This is a genomic window from Streptomyces hebeiensis, assembly GCF_052983195.1.
Genome location: NZ_CM129812.1, coordinates 1,733,077 through 1,749,641 on the forward strand (window position 1 = coordinate 1,733,077; position 16,565 = coordinate 1,749,641).

Annotated in this window: 10 protein-coding genes, 1 tRNA gene and 1 pseudogene; 9 read left to right on the forward strand and 3 right to left on the reverse strand. The window is 70.3% G+C overall.

What is annotated here, in order from left to right:
* Positions 1-177: 177 nt before the first annotated feature.
* Entirely contained in the window at positions 178-1,986 is a 1,809-nt protein-coding gene (locus ACU6P3_RS07470) for a lytic transglycosylase domain-containing protein (RefSeq protein ID WP_447196434.1), read from the reverse strand.
* Positions 1,987-2,234: 248 nt separating this feature from the next.
* Positions 2,235-4,943, reverse strand: a complete 2,709-nt coding sequence (gene polA, locus ACU6P3_RS07475) for a DNA polymerase I (protein WP_447196435.1) — start codon at positions 4,941-4,943, stop codon at positions 2,235-2,237.
* Positions 4,944-5,182: 239 nt separating this feature from the next.
* Here polA and ACU6P3_RS07480 point away from each other — a divergent pair, with 239 nt between their 5' ends.
* The 7 genes and pseudogenes from ACU6P3_RS07480 to ACU6P3_RS07510 all read left to right on the forward strand — a co-directional run bounded on the left by ACU6P3_RS07480 (position 5,183) and on the right by ACU6P3_RS07510 (position 14,711).
* The gene (locus ACU6P3_RS07480; protein ID WP_447196436.1) at positions 5,183-7,471 is read left to right on the forward strand and encodes an FdhF/YdeP family oxidoreductase; all 2,289 of its coding nucleotides are present in this window, start codon (positions 5,183-5,185) and stop codon (positions 7,469-7,471) included.
* A gap of 237 nt (positions 7,472-7,708) precedes the next feature.
* Positions 7,709-8,185 (forward strand): annotated as a pseudogene (locus ACU6P3_RS07485) (hotdog fold thioesterase); the annotation flags it as partial.
* An 826-nt stretch (positions 8,186-9,011) separates the two neighbouring features.
* On the forward strand, positions 9,012-10,247 hold the full coding sequence (locus tag ACU6P3_RS07490) for a branched-chain amino acid ABC transporter substrate-binding protein (protein WP_030745563.1): 1,236 nt from the start codon (positions 9,012-9,014) through the stop codon (positions 10,245-10,247).
* Positions 10,248-10,352: 105 nt separating this feature from the next.
* Entirely contained in the window at positions 10,353-11,282 is a 930-nt protein-coding gene (locus tag ACU6P3_RS07495; RefSeq protein ID WP_447196437.1) for a branched-chain amino acid ABC transporter permease, read from the forward strand.
* A gap of 5 nt (positions 11,283-11,287) precedes the next feature.
* On the forward strand, positions 11,288-13,060 hold the full coding sequence (locus ACU6P3_RS07500; protein WP_447196438.1) for a branched-chain amino acid ABC transporter permease: 1,773 nt from the start codon (positions 11,288-11,290) through the stop codon (positions 13,058-13,060).
* Positions 13,061-13,065: 5 nt separating this feature from the next.
* Complete coding sequence (locus ACU6P3_RS07505) at positions 13,066-13,998, forward strand: ABC transporter ATP-binding protein (RefSeq protein ID WP_447196439.1); 933 nt, start codon at positions 13,066-13,068, stop codon at positions 13,996-13,998.
* Positions 13,995-14,711 carry an ABC transporter ATP-binding protein gene (locus ACU6P3_RS07510; protein ID WP_447196440.1) on the forward strand — a complete coding sequence of 239 codons (717 nt, stop codon included), beginning with the start codon at positions 13,995-13,997 and terminating at the stop codon, positions 14,709-14,711. Before ACU6P3_RS07505 ends, ACU6P3_RS07510 begins: the two co-directional genes overlap by 4 nt.
* Positions 14,712-14,805: 94 nt before the next feature.
* Here ACU6P3_RS07510 and ACU6P3_RS07515 read toward each other — a convergent pair whose 3' ends face one another.
* Positions 14,806-15,492 carry an ANTAR domain-containing response regulator gene (locus ACU6P3_RS07515; RefSeq protein WP_447196441.1) on the reverse strand — a complete coding sequence of 229 codons (687 nt, stop codon included), beginning with the start codon at positions 15,490-15,492 and terminating at the stop codon, positions 14,806-14,808.
* A gap of 98 nt (positions 15,493-15,590) precedes the next feature.
* Here ACU6P3_RS07515 and ACU6P3_RS07520 point away from each other — a divergent pair.
* Together ACU6P3_RS07520 and ACU6P3_RS07525 are read left to right on the forward strand one after the other, a co-directional pair.
* Positions 15,591-15,665, forward strand: a tRNA-Leu gene (locus ACU6P3_RS07520).
* Positions 15,666-15,773: 108 nt separating this feature from the next.
* Positions 15,774-16,556, forward strand: coding sequence for a transcriptional regulator (locus ACU6P3_RS07525; protein WP_447196442.1), 783 nt, complete (start codon positions 15,774-15,776; stop codon positions 16,554-16,556).
* Positions 16,557-16,565: the final 9 nt, after the last annotated feature.

Consider the following 16,565-nt stretch of genomic DNA (forward strand, 5'->3'; position numbering starts at 1 on the left):
CGCCGGCGCGGGCGTCCCGTGCGCCACCGGCCTGCCGTACCCGCACGTACCGGGCGGGCGCCCACGCTCGTTGGCCCGCCCGGTACGGCGCCGGGCGTCGCCCGGCGCGCGGCGTCTCCCGCTGCCGACCGGCCGGACGACGCTGCTTCTCCGACACCGCCCTGGCCCGACGGGCCGTCAGGCGGCCGGTTCCCCGGTCGGCTCCTCGGACGGACCGCCGGCCGGTTCGCCGACGACCTTCAGTTCGATGGTCAGCGTCCCGCCGCCCTCGGTCTCCAGGCGCAGCAGGAACGTGCCCGTCGTGGTGTCGGCGAAGATCTCCGGAAGCCGCAGGACACCGTTCTCGTCGGTCGTGAGGCCGGTCAGCTCGCGGGTCGGACTGCCGTCGGCGCCCTTGAAGTAGGGGCCCTTGTCCAGCGGGGCGGCACCGTCTTCGGAGGTGATCACCGCGGTCGCCGCCACCTTCGGCGCGGCGGCCTGCCGGTACGTGGCCGTGGCCTCGACCCGGTCGGTGAACGCCGTGCCGGGCGCGGCCGTCAGAGCCGTGTCACCGCCGGCGGTCAGGGCGTCGGCCTGGCGGGCGGTGACGGTCGCCGTCTGGTCCAGGACCGCGACGTCCTTGACCGCGGCCGTGGCCCGTACGGTGAACTTCCCCGTCCGCTCGCCCGCTTGGAGGGTCAGCGCGGTCGCCACTCCGTCCTTGCCGGTGGGGACGAGGACCTGGAGCTTGCCGCCGGTGAACCGCGTGTCCGTGTCACCCACGATCTGGAAGCGCACCGGCACACCGGCGACGGGGCGGCCGTCCGCGTCCACGGCACGCACGGCGGCGCGCTCGGTGAACCGGCCTCCGGCCACGGCGGTGAGCGCGGCCTTGCCGGCCTTCTCGATGCGCTTGACGACGGGCGTCTCGGGCGTCTCGGGCTTTTCGGGTGTGCTGGGAGGGGTGGGCGTCTGGGAACCGCCGCCCGGAGGCGGCGTGGGGCCGCCGCCGGGGGTGGACGGGCCGGTGCTCCCGCCGCCCGGCTCGGGTGACGACGTGCCGGGGGCGCCGGGCTTGCCGGGGCTCGGCGAGGCGCCCGGCGTCGTGGCGCCGGGGGTCGAGCCCGCGCCGGGCGTCGGGCCGGTACCGGGGCTCGGCGACGGCGACGCCGACGGGCCGGGGTCGGCGGGACCGGTGCCCACGGGCAGCACGCCCGTGCCGTCCGGCACCTCGTGCGTGCCCTTCTTGTAGTACTCGAACCAGGTCAGGACCGTGTTCAGGTACTCCCGCGAGTGGTTGTAGCTGAGGATGGCCCGGTCGAGGTCGGCCTGGACCGACAGGTCGCGGCTCCCGGCGCACAGGTAGTTCGCCGCCGCGAGCGCCGCGTCGTAGATGTTGTTGGGATCCCTGCGACCGTCGCCGTTCGCGTCCTGGCCCCACTTGTCCCACGTGGACGGGATGAACTGCATCGGCCCGACCGCGCGGTCGTGCGCGGAGTCGCCGTCGAACTCCCCGTTGTCGGTGTCGGGGATGTTCGCGAATCCGTTGCCGTTGAGCACCGGGCCGAGAATTGGCGAGATCGTGGTGCCGCCCGCGTCCACCCGGCCGCCGCGCGCCTGGCCCGACTCCACCTTTCCGATGGCGGCGAGGAGTTGCCAGGGGAGGTTGCAGCCCGGCTTGGACTTCGCGAGTTCCTTCTCCGCCTGCTTGTAGGCGGCGAGCACCGTGGCCGGGATGCCCGCTTCCGCCGGCCCGGTGGCCGGCAGGTCCGTCGAGGTGCCCGGCTTGTCGGGCGTGGTGAGCGGCGGAAGCTCCGTGTAGTACGGGGAGTTGCCGGTGGCGGACGAGTCGGGCGGCGGGGTGTCGTCGGCCGACTGGGTGCCGCCGCCCGCGCCGGTGGGGAGGGCGCCGGGGGCCTGGGAGGCGGAGAGCGCCGCGACGGCGGCCGCGGCCACCGCCGTGGTCGTGGCGGTCCTGCGCAGTCGGCGGCCGAATTGAGCTGCCATGTGTCTGGTCCCTCCCCTGGCCGGCTGTTCGCGCTCCCCGCGCGAGACTCAGGCGACCCTACGTCAACTCCCGGCGCCGCACACCGATCGGTGACGGGTTTTCACCACTTCGCCACCGGGCAGTCCTCCGTATGCCGCGCGCCCCTCGCGCCGCCCTCCGGGCGAGGGCGTCCTCGTAGCGGCGGACACCCCGGCCCGGCGCGGTCGTCGGTACGGCCGCCTCGATACGGCGGTCCGGGTACGGCCCGTCAGTGCGCCGCCGACTCCCAGGTGTCCCCCACGCCGATGGAGACGTCGAGCGGCGCGCGCAGGTCGGCGGCCGCCGACATCTCGCGGCGCAGCAGTTCCTCGACGCGTTCCCGCTCGCCCGCCGCGATCTCCAGGACGATTTCGTCATGGACCTGGAGCAGCATCCGTGAGGTGAGCCCGGCCTCGGTCAGCGCGCGGTCGACCCTGAGCATCGCGACCTTGACGATGTCCGCGGCGGTGCCCTGGATGGGCGCGTTGAGCGCCATCCGCTCGGCCATCTCGCGGCGCTGCCGGTTGTCGCTGTTCAGGTCGGGCAGGTAGCGGCGGCGCCCCAGCATCGTCTCCGTGTAGCCCGTGGCCCTGGCCTCCGCCACCGCCCGGTGCAGGTAGTCCCGTACGCCGCCGAAGCGCTCGAAGAACGTGTCCATCAGCGCGCGCGCCTCGGCCGCCTCGATGTTCAGCTGCTGGGAGAGCCCGAACGCCGAGAGTCCGTAGGCCAGTCCGTACGACATCGCCTTGATCTTCCGGCGCATCTCGGGGTCGACGGCGTCCTTGCCCACGCCGAACACCTGGGAGGCGACGGTGGTGTGCAGGTCCTCACCGGAAGTGAAGGCGTCGATGAGCCCCTCGTCCTCGGAGAGGTGCGCCATCACCCGCAGCTCGATCTGGCTGTAGTCGGCCGTCATCAGCGACTCGTAGCCCTCGCCGACGACGAAGCCGCGGCGGATGGCCCGGCCCTCGTCCGTGCGCACCGGGATGTTCTGCAGGTTGGGATCGGTGGAGGAGAGCCGGCCCGTGGCCGCCACCGTCTGGTTGAAGGTCGTGTGGATGCGGCCGTCGGCGGCGACCGTCTTGATCAGCCCCTCGACCGTGACCCGCAGCTTCGCCTGTTCGCGGTGGCGCAGCATGATGACCGGCAGTTCGTGCTCGGTCTGCCCCGCGAGCCAGGCCAGCGCGTCCGCGTCCGTGGTGTAGCCGGTCTTCGTCTTCTTCGTCTTCGGCAGGCCCAGCTCGCCGAAGAGGACTTCCTGGAGCTGCTTGGGCGAGCCCAGGTTGAACTCGCGGCCGACGGCTCCGTGGGCCTCCTTGACGGCCTGTTGCACGGCGCCCGCGAACTGCTGCTCCATCGCCTCCAGGTGCGGCCGGTCGGCGGCGATGCCGTGCCGCTCCAGGCGGGCCAGCAGCGCGGAGGTGGGCAGCTCCACGTCCTGGAGCAGTCCGGTGGCACCGACCTCCTCCAGCCGCTGCGCGAACGCGTCCCCGAGGTCCAGAACGGCCCGGGCCTGTGCCATCAGGGCGTCCGCCTCGGCCTGCTCGTCGGCGCCGAAGGCGAGCTGTCCGTCGGCGGCCGGCGGGGCGAGCTCACGGCCCAGGTATTCGATGGCGAGGGCGTCCAGGTCGAAGGAGCGACGGCCCGGCTTGACCAGGTAGGCGGCCAGGCCCGTGTCCATCGTCACGCCGTCGAGCCGCCAGCCGTGTTCCGGGACGACCCGCATCAGCCCCTTCGCGTTGTGCACGACCTTGGGCCGGCCGGCGTCTGCCAGCCACGCGGCGAAGGCCCGCTCGTCCGCCTCGTCCAGCTGCGTGGTGTCGAACCAGGCCGCCGCCCCGTCGGCCGCGGCGAGCGCGACCTCGCTGACGCTGCCCGTGCCCAGCGCCCAGGCGTCGACCGTACCGACACCGAGCGGCCGCGTCCCGTGCTCGGCCAGCCAGGGCGCCAGCTCACCGGAGCCCAGCACCGCGCCGTCCAGCTCGACGCCCGCGGCCGGCGCCGGGGCCTCGTCCTCGGCGGCGCCCGGGTCCACGGCGAACAGCCGCTCGCGCAGGCTCGGATTGCGGATCTCCAGGACGTCCAGGACGCCCTTCACGGCCGCCCGGTCGTAGGGGAGACGCGCCAGCTCCCGCGCGCTCTTGGGCAGCTCGACGTCCCGCGCGAGCTCGGTCAGCCGGCGGTTCAGCCGGACCGACTCCAGGTGGTCCCGGAAGTTCTGCCCCGCCTTGCCCTTGACCTCCTCGGCGCGCGCCACCAGCTCGTCGAACGAGCCGAACTGGTTGATCCACTTCGCGGCGGTCTTCTCACCGACACCGGGGATACCGGGCAGATTGTCCGACGGGTCGCCGCGCAGCGCCGCGAAGTCGGGGTACTGGGTCGGTGACAGCCCGTACTTCTCCCGCACCTTCTCCGGGGTGAAGCGCGTCAGCTCGGAGACGCCCTTCGTCGGGTACAGCACGGTCGTGTGCTCGCTGATGAGCTGGAAGGAGTCCCGGTCGCCGGTGACGATCAGCACCTCGAAGCCCTCGGCCTCGGCCTGGGTGGCGAGCGTCGCGATCACGTCGTCCGCCTCGAACCCCTCGACCGCGAACCGGTCCGCGTGCATCGCGTCCAGCAGCTCACCGATCAGCTCGACCTGGCCCTTGAACTCGTCCGGGGTCTTCGAGCGGTTCGCCTTGTACTCGGGGAACTCCGCGGAGCGCCAGGTCACCCGGGAGACGTCGAAGGCCACCGCGAAATGCGTGGGCGACTCGTCACGCAGGGTGTTCGCCAGCATCGACGCGAAGCCGTAGATGGCGTTGGTCGGCTGACCGGTCGCCGTCGTGAAGTTCTCCGCGGGCAGCGCGAAGAACGCCCGGTACGCCAAGGAGTGCCCGTCCATGAGGAGCAGGCGCGGACGGTTTTCTGCGGTCTTCTTCGATGCTGTCTCGGCCACGCACCCGATCCTGCCACGCGCCACCGACAATCCCGACCACGGCGGCCCCCGTACGCACCGGATCCTCCCGGTGCGGCGGACGGAATCCTCCCCGCAGCGGACGGCGTCCTCCCGGGTGCGGGAACGCCTTCCGGGTACGGCCCGCCCGTTTGTCGGTGACGCGTGACAGGATCGGATACGTCGGTTACGCACGCGACGCGACGCACGGCGCGCGCACGCACAGCCCGAGGGAGAGCGTGATGGCCAGCAAGCCGCCCACCAGTGACCCGGTGCAGGACGCTCCGCGGGTCTCACCCCCGAAGCACGCGGCGGCCGGGATCCCCGCCGTCGCCCACTCGTTGCGCATCGCCCAGCAGCAGATGGGCGCGCGGCGCACGGCCCGCACCCTCCTCAAGGTCAACCAGAAGAACGGCTTCGACTGCCCCGGCTGCGCCTGGCCCGAGGGCGACCACCGGCACACGGCCGAGTTCTGCGAGAACGGCGCGAAGGCCGTCGCGGAAGAGGCCACCGTGCGCCGCGTCACCCCCGAGTTCTTCGCCGCCCACTCCCTGCCCGACCTGGCCACCCGCAGCGGCTACTGGCTGGGACAGCAGGGCCGGATCACCCAGCCGATGCTCCTGGAGCGCGACGCCGGGGGCGAGGCGGGCGACCACTACCGGCCGGTCAGCTGGGAGCGGGCCTTCGCGATCATCGCCGAGGAGCTGACCGCGCTCGACTCCCCCGACGAGGCTCTCTTCTACACCTCGGGCCGCACGAGCAACGAGGCGGCGTTCCTGCTCCAGCTCTTCGCCCGCGAATTCGGCACGAACAACCTGCCGGACTGCTCCAACATGTGCCACGAGTCCTCCGGCTCCGCGCTCTCGGAGACCATCGGCATCGGCAAGGGCAGCGTCTCGCTGGAGGACCTGCACCAGGCCGACCTGATCATCGTGGCCGGGCAGAACCCCGGCACGAACCACCCCCGGATGCTGTCGGCGCTGGAGAAGGCCAAGGCGTCGGGGGCGAAGATCATTTCGGTGAACCCGCTGCCCGAGGCCGGCCTGGAGCGGTTCAAGAACCCGCAGACCCCGCAGGGCCTGCTCAAGGGCACCTCCCTCACCGACCTCTTCCTCCAGATCCGTATCGGCGGCGACCAGGCCCTCTTCCGCCTGCTGAACAAGCTGATCCTGAACACACCGGGCGCGGTCGACGAGACGTTCGTCCGTGACCACACCCACGGCTACGAGGAGTTCGCCGCCGCCGCCGACGCCGCCGACTGGGACGAGACGCTGGCCGCCACCGGCCTGGAGCGCGCCGAGATCGAGCGGACCCTCGCCATGGTCCTGGCCTCCCGGCGCACCATCGTCTGCTGGGCCATGGGCCTGACCCAGCACAAGCACTCCGTGCCCACCATCCGCGAAGTCGTCAACTTCCTCCTCCTGCGCGGCAACATCGGTCGCCCCGGCGCCGGCGTCTGCCCCGTACGCGGCCACTCCAACGTCCAGGGCGACCGCACCATGGGCATCTTCGAACGGCCCGCCCCCGCCTTCCTCGACGCGCTCGACCGCGAATTCGGCATCACCTCGCCGCGTCACCACGGTTACGACGTCGTCCGGTCCATCGAGGCGCTGCGGGACGGCAAGGCCAAGGTCTTCTTCGCGATGGGCGGCAACTTCGTCGCCGCGACCCCCGACACGGACGTCACCGAGGCCGCGATGCGCCGCGCCCGCCTCACCGTCCACGTCTCGACCAAACTCAACCGCTCGCACGCCGTCACGGGCGCCCGGGCGCTGATCCTGCCCACCCTCGGCCGCACCGACAAGGACGTCCAGGCCGGCGTCCGGCAGATCGTCACCGTCGAGGACTCCATGGGCATGGTGCACGCCTCCCGGGGCAACCTCCCGCCCGCGAGTCCCCACCTGCTGTCGGAACCGGCCATCGTCGCCCGCATGGCCCGCGCCACTCTCGGCCCGGGCTCGGCCACCCCCTGGGAGGACTTCGAGAAGGACTACGCGCGCATCCGTGACCGGATCGCTCGCGTCGTCCCAGGATTCGAGGACTTCAACGCGCGCGTCGCCCGCCCCGGCGGCTTCCAGCTGCCGCACGCCCCCCGCGACGAACGCCGCTTCCCCACGGCCACCGGCAAGGCCAACTTCACCGCCGCGCCCGTCGAGTACCCCGCGCTGCCCGCGGGCCGGCTGCTGCTCCAGACCCTGCGCTCCCACGACCAGTACAACACCACGATCTACGGTCTGGACGACCGCTACCGCGGCATCGAGGGCGGGCGCCGCGTGGTCCTCGTGAACGCCGAGGACGCGGCCGAACTGGGCCTGGCCGACGGCTCGTACACCGATCTGGTCAGCGAGTGGAAGGACGGCGTGGAGCGGCGCGCCCCCGGCTTCCGGGTGGTGCACTACCCCACGGCGCGCGGCTGCGCCGCCGCCTACTATCCGGAGACCAATGTGCTGGTCCCGCTCGGCTCCACCGCCGACACGAGCAACACGCCGGCGAGCAAGTCCGTCGTCGTGCGCTTCGAGGCGGTGGGCTGACGGGGCCGACCCGCCGGTCGCGGGGAACGCGGCCGCCTCCGCCCGGGGACGCCCCCGGGCAGGGCCACGCCTGCCCGGCCGGCCGCGTACCGCGCAGGCCGTGTGCGTGCCGCGCCGGGTGCGCGGGTAGACCTCGCGCGTCCACCCGGACCGCCGGGGACACGACGGAACGCCGTGGCACGAAACGCGTGCCACGGAACGAACGGTATGACGAGCTGACGATCGGAGCCCGGGCCCATGGGCGAGCACACCCCCACCACGCTGCCGCAGGACATCGTCGACGAGTTCTCCGCGCTGGGCGTCGACCTGCCCGCGCTCTTCTCCGCCGGGCACCTCGGCACGCGGATGGGCGTGGAGATCGTCGAGGCGTCCGCCGAGCGGGTCGTCGGCACCATGCCGGTGGAGGGCAACACCCAGCCGTACGGCCTGCTGCACGGCGGTGCCTCCGCGGTCCTCGCGGAGACCCTCGGTTCCGTGGGCGCCATGCTGCACGGCCGCAGCACCAAGATCGCCGTGGGCGTGGACCTCAACTGCACGCACCACCGGGGCGTGCGCGGCGGCACCGTCACGGGCGTGGCGACCCCGCTCCACCTCGGCCGCGCCACGGCGACGTACGAGATCGTCATCTCCGACGAGCGGGACAGGCGGATCTGCACCGCCCGCCTCACCTGCCTGCTGCGCGACGCCGCCCCGGACGCCGGCGGCGACGCGGGCACCGCCCCGTCCCCGGGCCGTGGCACCGGCCCGTCCCCGGACGGCAAGACCGGCCAGGACCGGGATGGCGACGTGGCCGCGGGCGGCGGCACGCGCCTCTGACCCGCGCTCCCCCTCGTACGCGACACCCCCGCCGGGGCATCCCGCGCCCGGCCGGAGCGCTTCGGGCACGGCCGCCGGGCCGTCCGGTACGGCAAACGGGCGCGCATACGCGCGGATGGGGCAGGCGCCCGGCGGCTTACGGGCAGGCCGCCGGGGCGACTTTCCCGTGCCACCGCCACGCCCCGCCCCGCCCCGCACGCCAACCCATTACTTTACGTAATGCTTACCCCAGGGATCCTCGCGCGCCGTACGGTCCGGGCCTCCCCGCGCCACCACTCGTAAAACGCCCATCACGGCGCATGTGCGCGATTGCGGAAAAGTGCTGCGGAATGCCGGATTCCCTTTCCTGACCGTAACACTGCGTAATATAGATGCAATACAAAAAAGGAGGGGCGACTTCCCCCGCCACACTCCACCAGCCCATCCTTTTCGGACACCGATTCCGGCCAGGAAGGGCATTCCCCGCGCACGCCACCTTCACCGCCCGTCCTGCTGATTCTCACCATCCGGACCGCACGAACAACCCAAATCCACCTTTCCGTCCCGCGCAAACCCGGGTGTCATAACAAGAGCGTCACAGCATGGCCTGGACCACTCCTCCATTCCCGCGACCGCGCTTAGAGTCACCGCCAGTCACCGCGCCACCGGATTTCTCTCGGTCCGGCTTCCGGCGCGCGACCGGCGCCCCCGGGGAGGGAGCGCCCGTGCCCGGAAAGGACAGATCGTGCGGCACCGTTCCTTGTTCATGATCACCACCGCGGTCACCGCAGGGGCCCTCACCCTGTCGGCCTGCGGCTCCCGCGACGACAGCGGCTCGGACAGCGGTGGCGGCGGCACGACCGTTGTCATCGGCCTCGACGCGCCCCTCACCGGAGACCTCTCCGCGATGGGTCAGGGCATCAAGAACTCCGCGGACCTGGCAGTCAAGATCGCCAACAAGAACAAAGAAGTCGAGGGCGTCACCTTCAAGCTCGAGGCGCTCGACGACGTGGCCCAGGCCGCCACCGGCCAGCAGAACGCCACGAAACTCGTCGGCAACAACGAGGTCATGGGCGTCGTCGGCCCCCTGAACTCCGACGTCGGCCAGTCCATGCAGAAGGTCTTCGCCAACGCCAACCTGGTCCAGGTCTCCCCCGCCAACACCAACCCCGAGCTCACCCAGGGCAAGGACTGGCAGAGCGGCAAGAAGGTCCGCGGCTTCAAGACCTACTTCCGCACGTCGACCACCGACGCCATCCAGGGCCCGTTCGCGGCGCGGTACATGGTCAACGAGAAGAAGTTCAAGAAGGTCTACGTCATCGACGACAAGAAGACCTACGGCGCCGGCCTCGCCGCCACCTTCGCGGCCGAGTTCAAGAAGCTCGGCGGCGAAGTCGTCGGCACCGACCACATCAACCCCGACGACAAGGACTTCTCGGCCGTCGCCAGCAAGGTCGCGCAGGCCAAGCCCGACGTCGTCTACTACGGCGGCGAGTACCCCGCCGGCGCCCCCCTCGCCAGCCAGATCAAGAACGCCGGCGCCAAGGTCCCCACCGTCGGCGGTGACGCGCTCTTCAGCCCCGAGTACGTCAACCTCGCCAAGCAGAACGCCGAGGGCGACTTCGCCAGCTCCGTCGGCGCCCCGCTGGAAACCCTCGACACCGCCAAGCAGTTCATAGCCGACTACAAGGCCGGCGGGTACAAGGGCGGCTACGAGGCGTACGGAGGCTACTCCTACGACTCCACCTGGGCCATCATCCAGGCCGTCAAGGCCGTCGTCGAGAAGAACGACGGCAAGCTCCCCGAGAGCAGCGAGGCCCGCAAGCAGATCACCGAGGCCATGCAGAACGTCAGCTTCGAAGGAGTCACCGGCAAGGTCGGCTTCGACGAGTTCGGCGACACCACCAACAGGCAGCTCTCCCTCTACGAGGTCAAGAGCGGCAAGCACGTCTCCGTCTCCACCGGCGAGTTCGACGGCTGATCCCGGGCCCACAGCCAGGCCCACCCTGTAGCACCAACACCGCGCGGGGGCGCCACAGCGCCCCCGCGCGGCCGTATCTGACCACACCCCTTCGGAGGCCCCGCGGTGAACGATCTGCCGCAGCAACTTGCCAACGGCCTGCTACTCGGCGCGCTGTACGGACTCATCGCGATCGGTTACACGATGGTCTATGGCATCGTCCAGCTCATCAACTTCGCGCACGGCGAAATATTCATGATCGGCGGCTTCGGCGCGCTGACCGCCTACCTGTGGCTGCCGGCCGGCACCAGCCTGCTGTTCGCACTGCCCCTCATGATCCTCATGGCCATGGCGTGCTCCGTACTCGTCGCCATGGGCGCCGAACGCTTCGCCTACCGCCCCCTGCGCGGCGCACCCCGGCTCGCCCCGCTCATCACCGCGATCGGCCTCTCCATCGCACTGCAGCAAGCCATCTGGGCGTTCTACCCCGACGCCACCAAGTCCCGCCCCTTCCCCGAGTTCGAAGGCGGCCGGATCGACCTCGGCGCCTTCGCCATCGGACGCGGCGACCTCTTCCTCGTCATCGCCGCCCCCCTCTGCATGATCGCCCTCGGCCTCTTCGTCTCCAAGACCCGCACCGGCCGCGCCATGCAGGCCACCTCGCAGGACCCCGACACCGCGAAGCTGATGGGCATCAACACCGACCGCATCATCGTCACCGCCTTCGCCATCGGCGCCGCGTTCGCCGCCATCGCCGCCATCGCCCACGGCGTCAAGTACGGCGAGGTCAACTTCAAGATGGGCTTCATCGCCGGCCTCAAGGCCTTCACCGCCGCCGTCCTCGGCGGCATCGGCAACATCTACGGCGCGATGATCGGCGGCCTCGTCCTGGGCCTCGCCGAAGCCCTCGCCACCGCCTACATCGAGAACATCCCCGGCATGTCCCAACTGGGCGGCGGCGCCTGGAAGGACGTCTGGGCCTTCGTCCTCCTCATCCTCGTACTGCTGCTGAGGCCCCAGGGCCTCCTCGGACAACGCGTCGCGGATCGGGCGTGATACCCATGACCACCAACCAGACCCACACCATCGCCCCCGTCCTCCCCGTGCCCGCCACGGCAGCCCGGCTCACCGCCCTCGTCGGTGCCCTCGCCACGCTCGGCAGCACCTTCCTCGCCTGGACCTGGACCGCCGAATTCCCCGGCGACCTCACCGTCACCGGCTACCCCGGCGGCCTCCAGGTCCTCACCCTCACCGGCGCGCTCCTCACCGCCCTGTTCGCCCTCGCCGGCCACGGCGTCCGCGGCCTCGGCTGGCTCGTACCCGGCGGCAAGAACAGCCCCGTGCGGCTGCTCGCCCTCGGCACCTTCACCACCACCTGGTACGCCGTCCTCGCCATCGCCGTCGAACTCGGCGGCCTCGTCAACCTCGAACCCGGCGGCTGGATCGCCGCCGTGGCCTCACTCGTCACCCTCGTCGGCGCCCTCGGCCTCCCCGCCGACGTACCCGCCGAAAACCCGGGTCCCGCGTCCGGGTGGCAGCGCTTCACGCACGCCTTCAAAGCGCCCGCCCCCGGCAAGGCCGCGCCCCTGCCCTCCTGGGCCGAAATCCTGATCATCGCCGCCGCCTTCGGCATCGGCCTGTTCATCTTCACCTACGGCATCGACACGGAGTACGCCGAACTCTTCATCGGCTTCCTCCTCCTCATCGGCTTCGGCGCCCCGGCCGTCGCCCGCGCGGGACTCAACCGCCGCCTCGGCGCACTCACCGCCACCCACAAGAACGTCACCGTCACCGCGGCCTTCGTCGCCGCCTTCGCGTTCCCCTTCACCCAGAGCAACGACGCCTACGCCACCATCGGCGCCAACATCCTCATCTTCGCGACCGTCGCCCTCGGCCTGAACGTCGTCGTCGGCCTCGCAGGTCTCCTCGACCTCGGATACGTCGCCTTCCTCGGCGTCGGCGCCTACACCGCCGCCCTCTTCTCCGGCTCCCCCTCCTCCACCATCGGCATCCAACTCCCCTTCTGGGCCGCCGTCCTGGCCGGAGCCGCCGCGTCCCTCATCTTCGGCGTCGTCATCGGCGCCCCCACCCTGCGGCTGCACGGCGACTACCTCGCCATCGTCACCCTCGGGTTCGGCGAGATCTTCCGCATCGCCATGCAGAACATGGACGGCGCCTCCGGACCGGACATCACCAACGGTCCCAACGGCATCCCCAACATCCCCGACCTCGAACTCTTCGGGTTCAACTTCGGGGAACCCCACAACGTCCTCGGCGTCGAACTCGGCAGGTTCTCCAACTACTACCTGCTGATGCTCTTCTTCACGATCATCGTCGTGACCGTCTTCCGCCGCTCCGACCAGTCCCGCATCGGCCGCGCCTGGGTCGCCATCCGCGAAGACGAGACCGCCGCACGCGCCATGGGCATCAACGCCTTCCGGCTCAAGCTCCTCGCCTTCGCGCTCGGCGCCACCCTCGCCGGAATGGCGGGCACCGTACAGGCACACGTGACCTTCACCGTCACCCCCGCCCAGTACAAGTTCGTCGAAGCCGTGCCCCCCAACTCCGCGTTCCTCCTCGCCGCCGTCATCCTCGGCGGCATGGGCACCGTCAGCGGACCCCTCATCGGCGCCGCACTCCTCTACCTCATCCCCGCCAAGCTCCAGTTCATGAGCGACTACCAGCTGCTCCTCTTCGGCATCGCGCTCATCCTCCTCATGCGCTTCCGCCCCGAAGGGCTCATCGCCGACCGCAGGAAGCAGCTCGAATTCCACGAGACCGGCCAACTCGACGCCCCCAAAGGCGATATCGGCCTGAGCAAAGCAGGGGTGTGACCCACATGACCACCGACACCGTGACCCCCGCCGGCACCGGCACCCCCGTACTGCACGCCTCCGGCGTCACCATGCGCTTCGGCGGCCTCACCGCCGTCCGTAACGTCGAACTCACCGTCAACAGCGGCGAGATCGTCGGCCTCATCGGCCCCAACGGCGCAGGCAAAACCACCTTCTTCAACTGCCTCACCGGCCTCTACATACCCACCGAAGGAACCGTCTCCTACAAAGGAAAAGTCCTCCCCCACCGCTCCCACCTGGTCACCCAGGCCGGCATAGCCCGCACCTTCCAGAACATCCGGCTCTTCGCCAACATGACCGTCCTGGAAAACGTCCTCGTCGGCCGGCACACCCGCACCAAAGAAGGACTCTGGAGCGCCCTCCTGCGCGGCCCCGGATTCAAAAAAGCAGAACGCGAATCCGAAGCACGCGCCATGGAACTCCTCGAATTCACCGGCCTCGCCGCCAAACGGGACCACCTCGCCCGCAACCTCCCCTACGGCGAACAGCGCAAGCTCGAAATCGCCCGCGCCCTCGCCAGCGAACCCGGGCTCCTCCTGCTCGACGAGCCCACCGCGGGCATGAACCCCCAGGAGACCCGCGCCACCGAAGAACTCGTCTTCGCCATCCGCGACCAGGGCATCGCCGTCCTCGTCATCGAGCACGACATGCGGTTCATCTTCAACCTCTGCGACCGCGTCGCCTGCCTCGTCCAGGGCGAAAAACTCGTCGAAGGCACCGCCGAAGTCGTCCAGGGCGACGAACGCGTCGTCGCCGCCTACCTCGGCACCCCCTTCGAAGACGCGCCCGGCGCCGAAGAAGTCGCCGAAGTCGAAGCGGCCGAGGCGCACGCCACGGACCGCGCCCCCGGCCCGGACGGCACCACCGGCGCAACTGGCACCACCAGCACCACCGGCCCGGAAGGGGACCCGAAGTGACCGCACTCCTCGAGGTCGAAGACCTCAAGGTCGCCTACGGCAAAATCGAGGCCGTCAAAGGCATCTCCTTCACCGTCGACGCCGGCGAGATCGTCACCCTCATCGGGACCAACGGCGCGGGAAAGACCACCACCCTTCGCACCCTCTCCGGACTCCTCAAGCCCGCGGCCGGCCGCATCACCTTCGACGGCAAGCCGCTCGGCACCGTGCCCGCCCACAAAATCGTCGCCCTCGGACTCGCCCACTCCCCCGAGGGCCGGCACATCTTCCCCCGGCTCACCATCACCGAGAACCTCCAACTCGGAGCCTTCCTGCGCACCGACAAAGCCGGCATCGAAAAAGACATCCAACGCGCCTACGACCTCTTCCCCATCCTCGGGGAACGCCAGAAGCAGCCGGCGGGCACCCTCTCCGGCGGCGAACAGCAAATGCTCGCCATGGGCCGCGCCCTCATGTCCCAGCCCAAACTGCTCATGCTGGACGAGCCCTCCATGGGACTCTCCCCCATCATGATGCAGAAGATCATGAAGACCATCGCCGAACTCAAATCCGAGGGAATGACCATCCTGCTCGTCGAGCAGAACGCCCAAGCCGCGCTCTCCCTCGCCGACCACGGCCACGTCATGGAAATCGGCAAGATCGTCCTCTCCGGCACCGGACAGGACCTGCTCCACGACGAATCCGTACGCAAGGCATACCTCGGCGAAGACTGACCGCGAGCCGCGCACACGAGAGGGCCCGCCCCGGAACACCCCGGGACGGGCCCTCACACGTACGGAACGAGGATTCCTACCTCGACCTCTACCTCTAACCCTGGGCCTTGCCCTGGCCCTGGCCCTGGCCCTGGCCCTTGGCAGACTTCTTCTCGTTCGCGTCCTCGATGACCGCCTCGGCCACCTGCTGCATCGACATCCGCCGGTCCATCGACGTCTTCTGGATCCACCGGAACGCCGCCGGCTCCGACAGCCCGTACTGCGTCTGCAACACCGACTTCGCCCGGTCCACCAGCTTCCGCGTCTCCAGCCGCTGCGCGAGGTCCGCGACCTCCTTCTCCAGCGTCCGCAACTCCGCGAACCGCGACACCGCCATCTCGATGGCCGGCACCACATCGCTCTTGCTGAACGGCTTCACCAGATACGCCATCGCCCCCGCGTCCCGCGCCCGCTCCACCAGGTCCCGCTGCGAGAAGGCGGTCAGCATCAGCACCGGCGCGATGGACTCCTCCGCGATCTTCTCCGCGGCGGAGATCCCGTCCAGCACGGGCATCTTCACATCGAGGATCACCAGGTCCGGCCGGAGCTCCCGAGCCAGCTCCACAGCCCGCTCCCCGTCCCCGGCCTCACCGACGACCGCGTAGCCCTCCTCCTCGAGCATCTCCTTGAGATCGAGCCGGATCAGAGCCTCGTCCTCCGCGATGACGACACGTGTCGTCAGCGGCGGGACGTGGGACTTGTCGTCATCGTCGGCGGGCTGGTGCGACTCGGGGGCGGTCACGGGGGCTCCTCGTTCAGACAGGGTGCTGCTTCCCATGAGCGTACCGAGCTGCGGTAAAGTGAGCCCGAGCGGGGGACCCCGATCCCTTGCTTTCGGAGGCCCCAGTACTCCAATTGGTCAGAGAGGCCGCTCTCAAACAGCGGACAGTGTGGGTTCGAATCCCACCTGGGGCACTTTTCTTCTTTTCGAAGGTCGCAAAGCTACTGTACGCTGTCACTGAATCGGGTGAATCTGCCTCGGTTTGCCTGTCTCAGGGGGCGCCTTCGATCAAGGTCGGCTTTGTGTACGACCTCCACACGCGCCAACGAGTGCTTGCCCTGGTCGCCCAGGGGCGCAGCCTCAATGCCGTGAGCAAGGAAACCGGAGTATCGCGGGCGGCCATCCGCTCGTGGCAGATCCGTCCGGAACCCCTCCCACGCGCGGTCGGCCGCTCGGCCCCGTGCCCAAGGTGCCGCCCCGAGCCGGGGGCGCCGGCCGCCACCGCGTCGTACTCCTACCTACTGGGCCTCTATCTGGGCGACGGCTGTATCAGCCCGCACCCTCATGGGGGCGCCTACCTGCGCATCGCCTGCGCGGACGCCTGGCCCGGCCTCATCGACCGATGCCGGGAGGCCGTCGCGACCGTCCGCCCGGGGGCCCGGGTATCCGTCGTACCAAAACAGGGGTGCGTGATGGTGACCAGTTACGGGCGCCACTGGCCATGCCTGTTCCCGCAGGACGGGCCGGGCAGAAAACACACTCGGCCCATCGCTCTCGAACCCTGGCAGCAGACCGTCGTGCAGGCGCACCCGTGGGAGCTGCTGCGTGGCCTGGTCCACTCCGACGGTTGCCGCAGCATGAACTGGACCACGCGCGTCGTGCGCGGCGAGAAGAAGCGGTATGAGTACGCGCGCTACTGGTTCACCAACGTCTCCGACGACATTCGGCGGCTGTACACCGACACACTCGACGCGGTCGGCGTCGAATGGACACAGTGCACCCGTGCGGGCAGGCCTTACAACATCTCCGTCGCAAAGCGCGCCTCCGTCGCCCTCATGGACGCCCACATCGGCCCCAAGCACTGACCTCCGCGC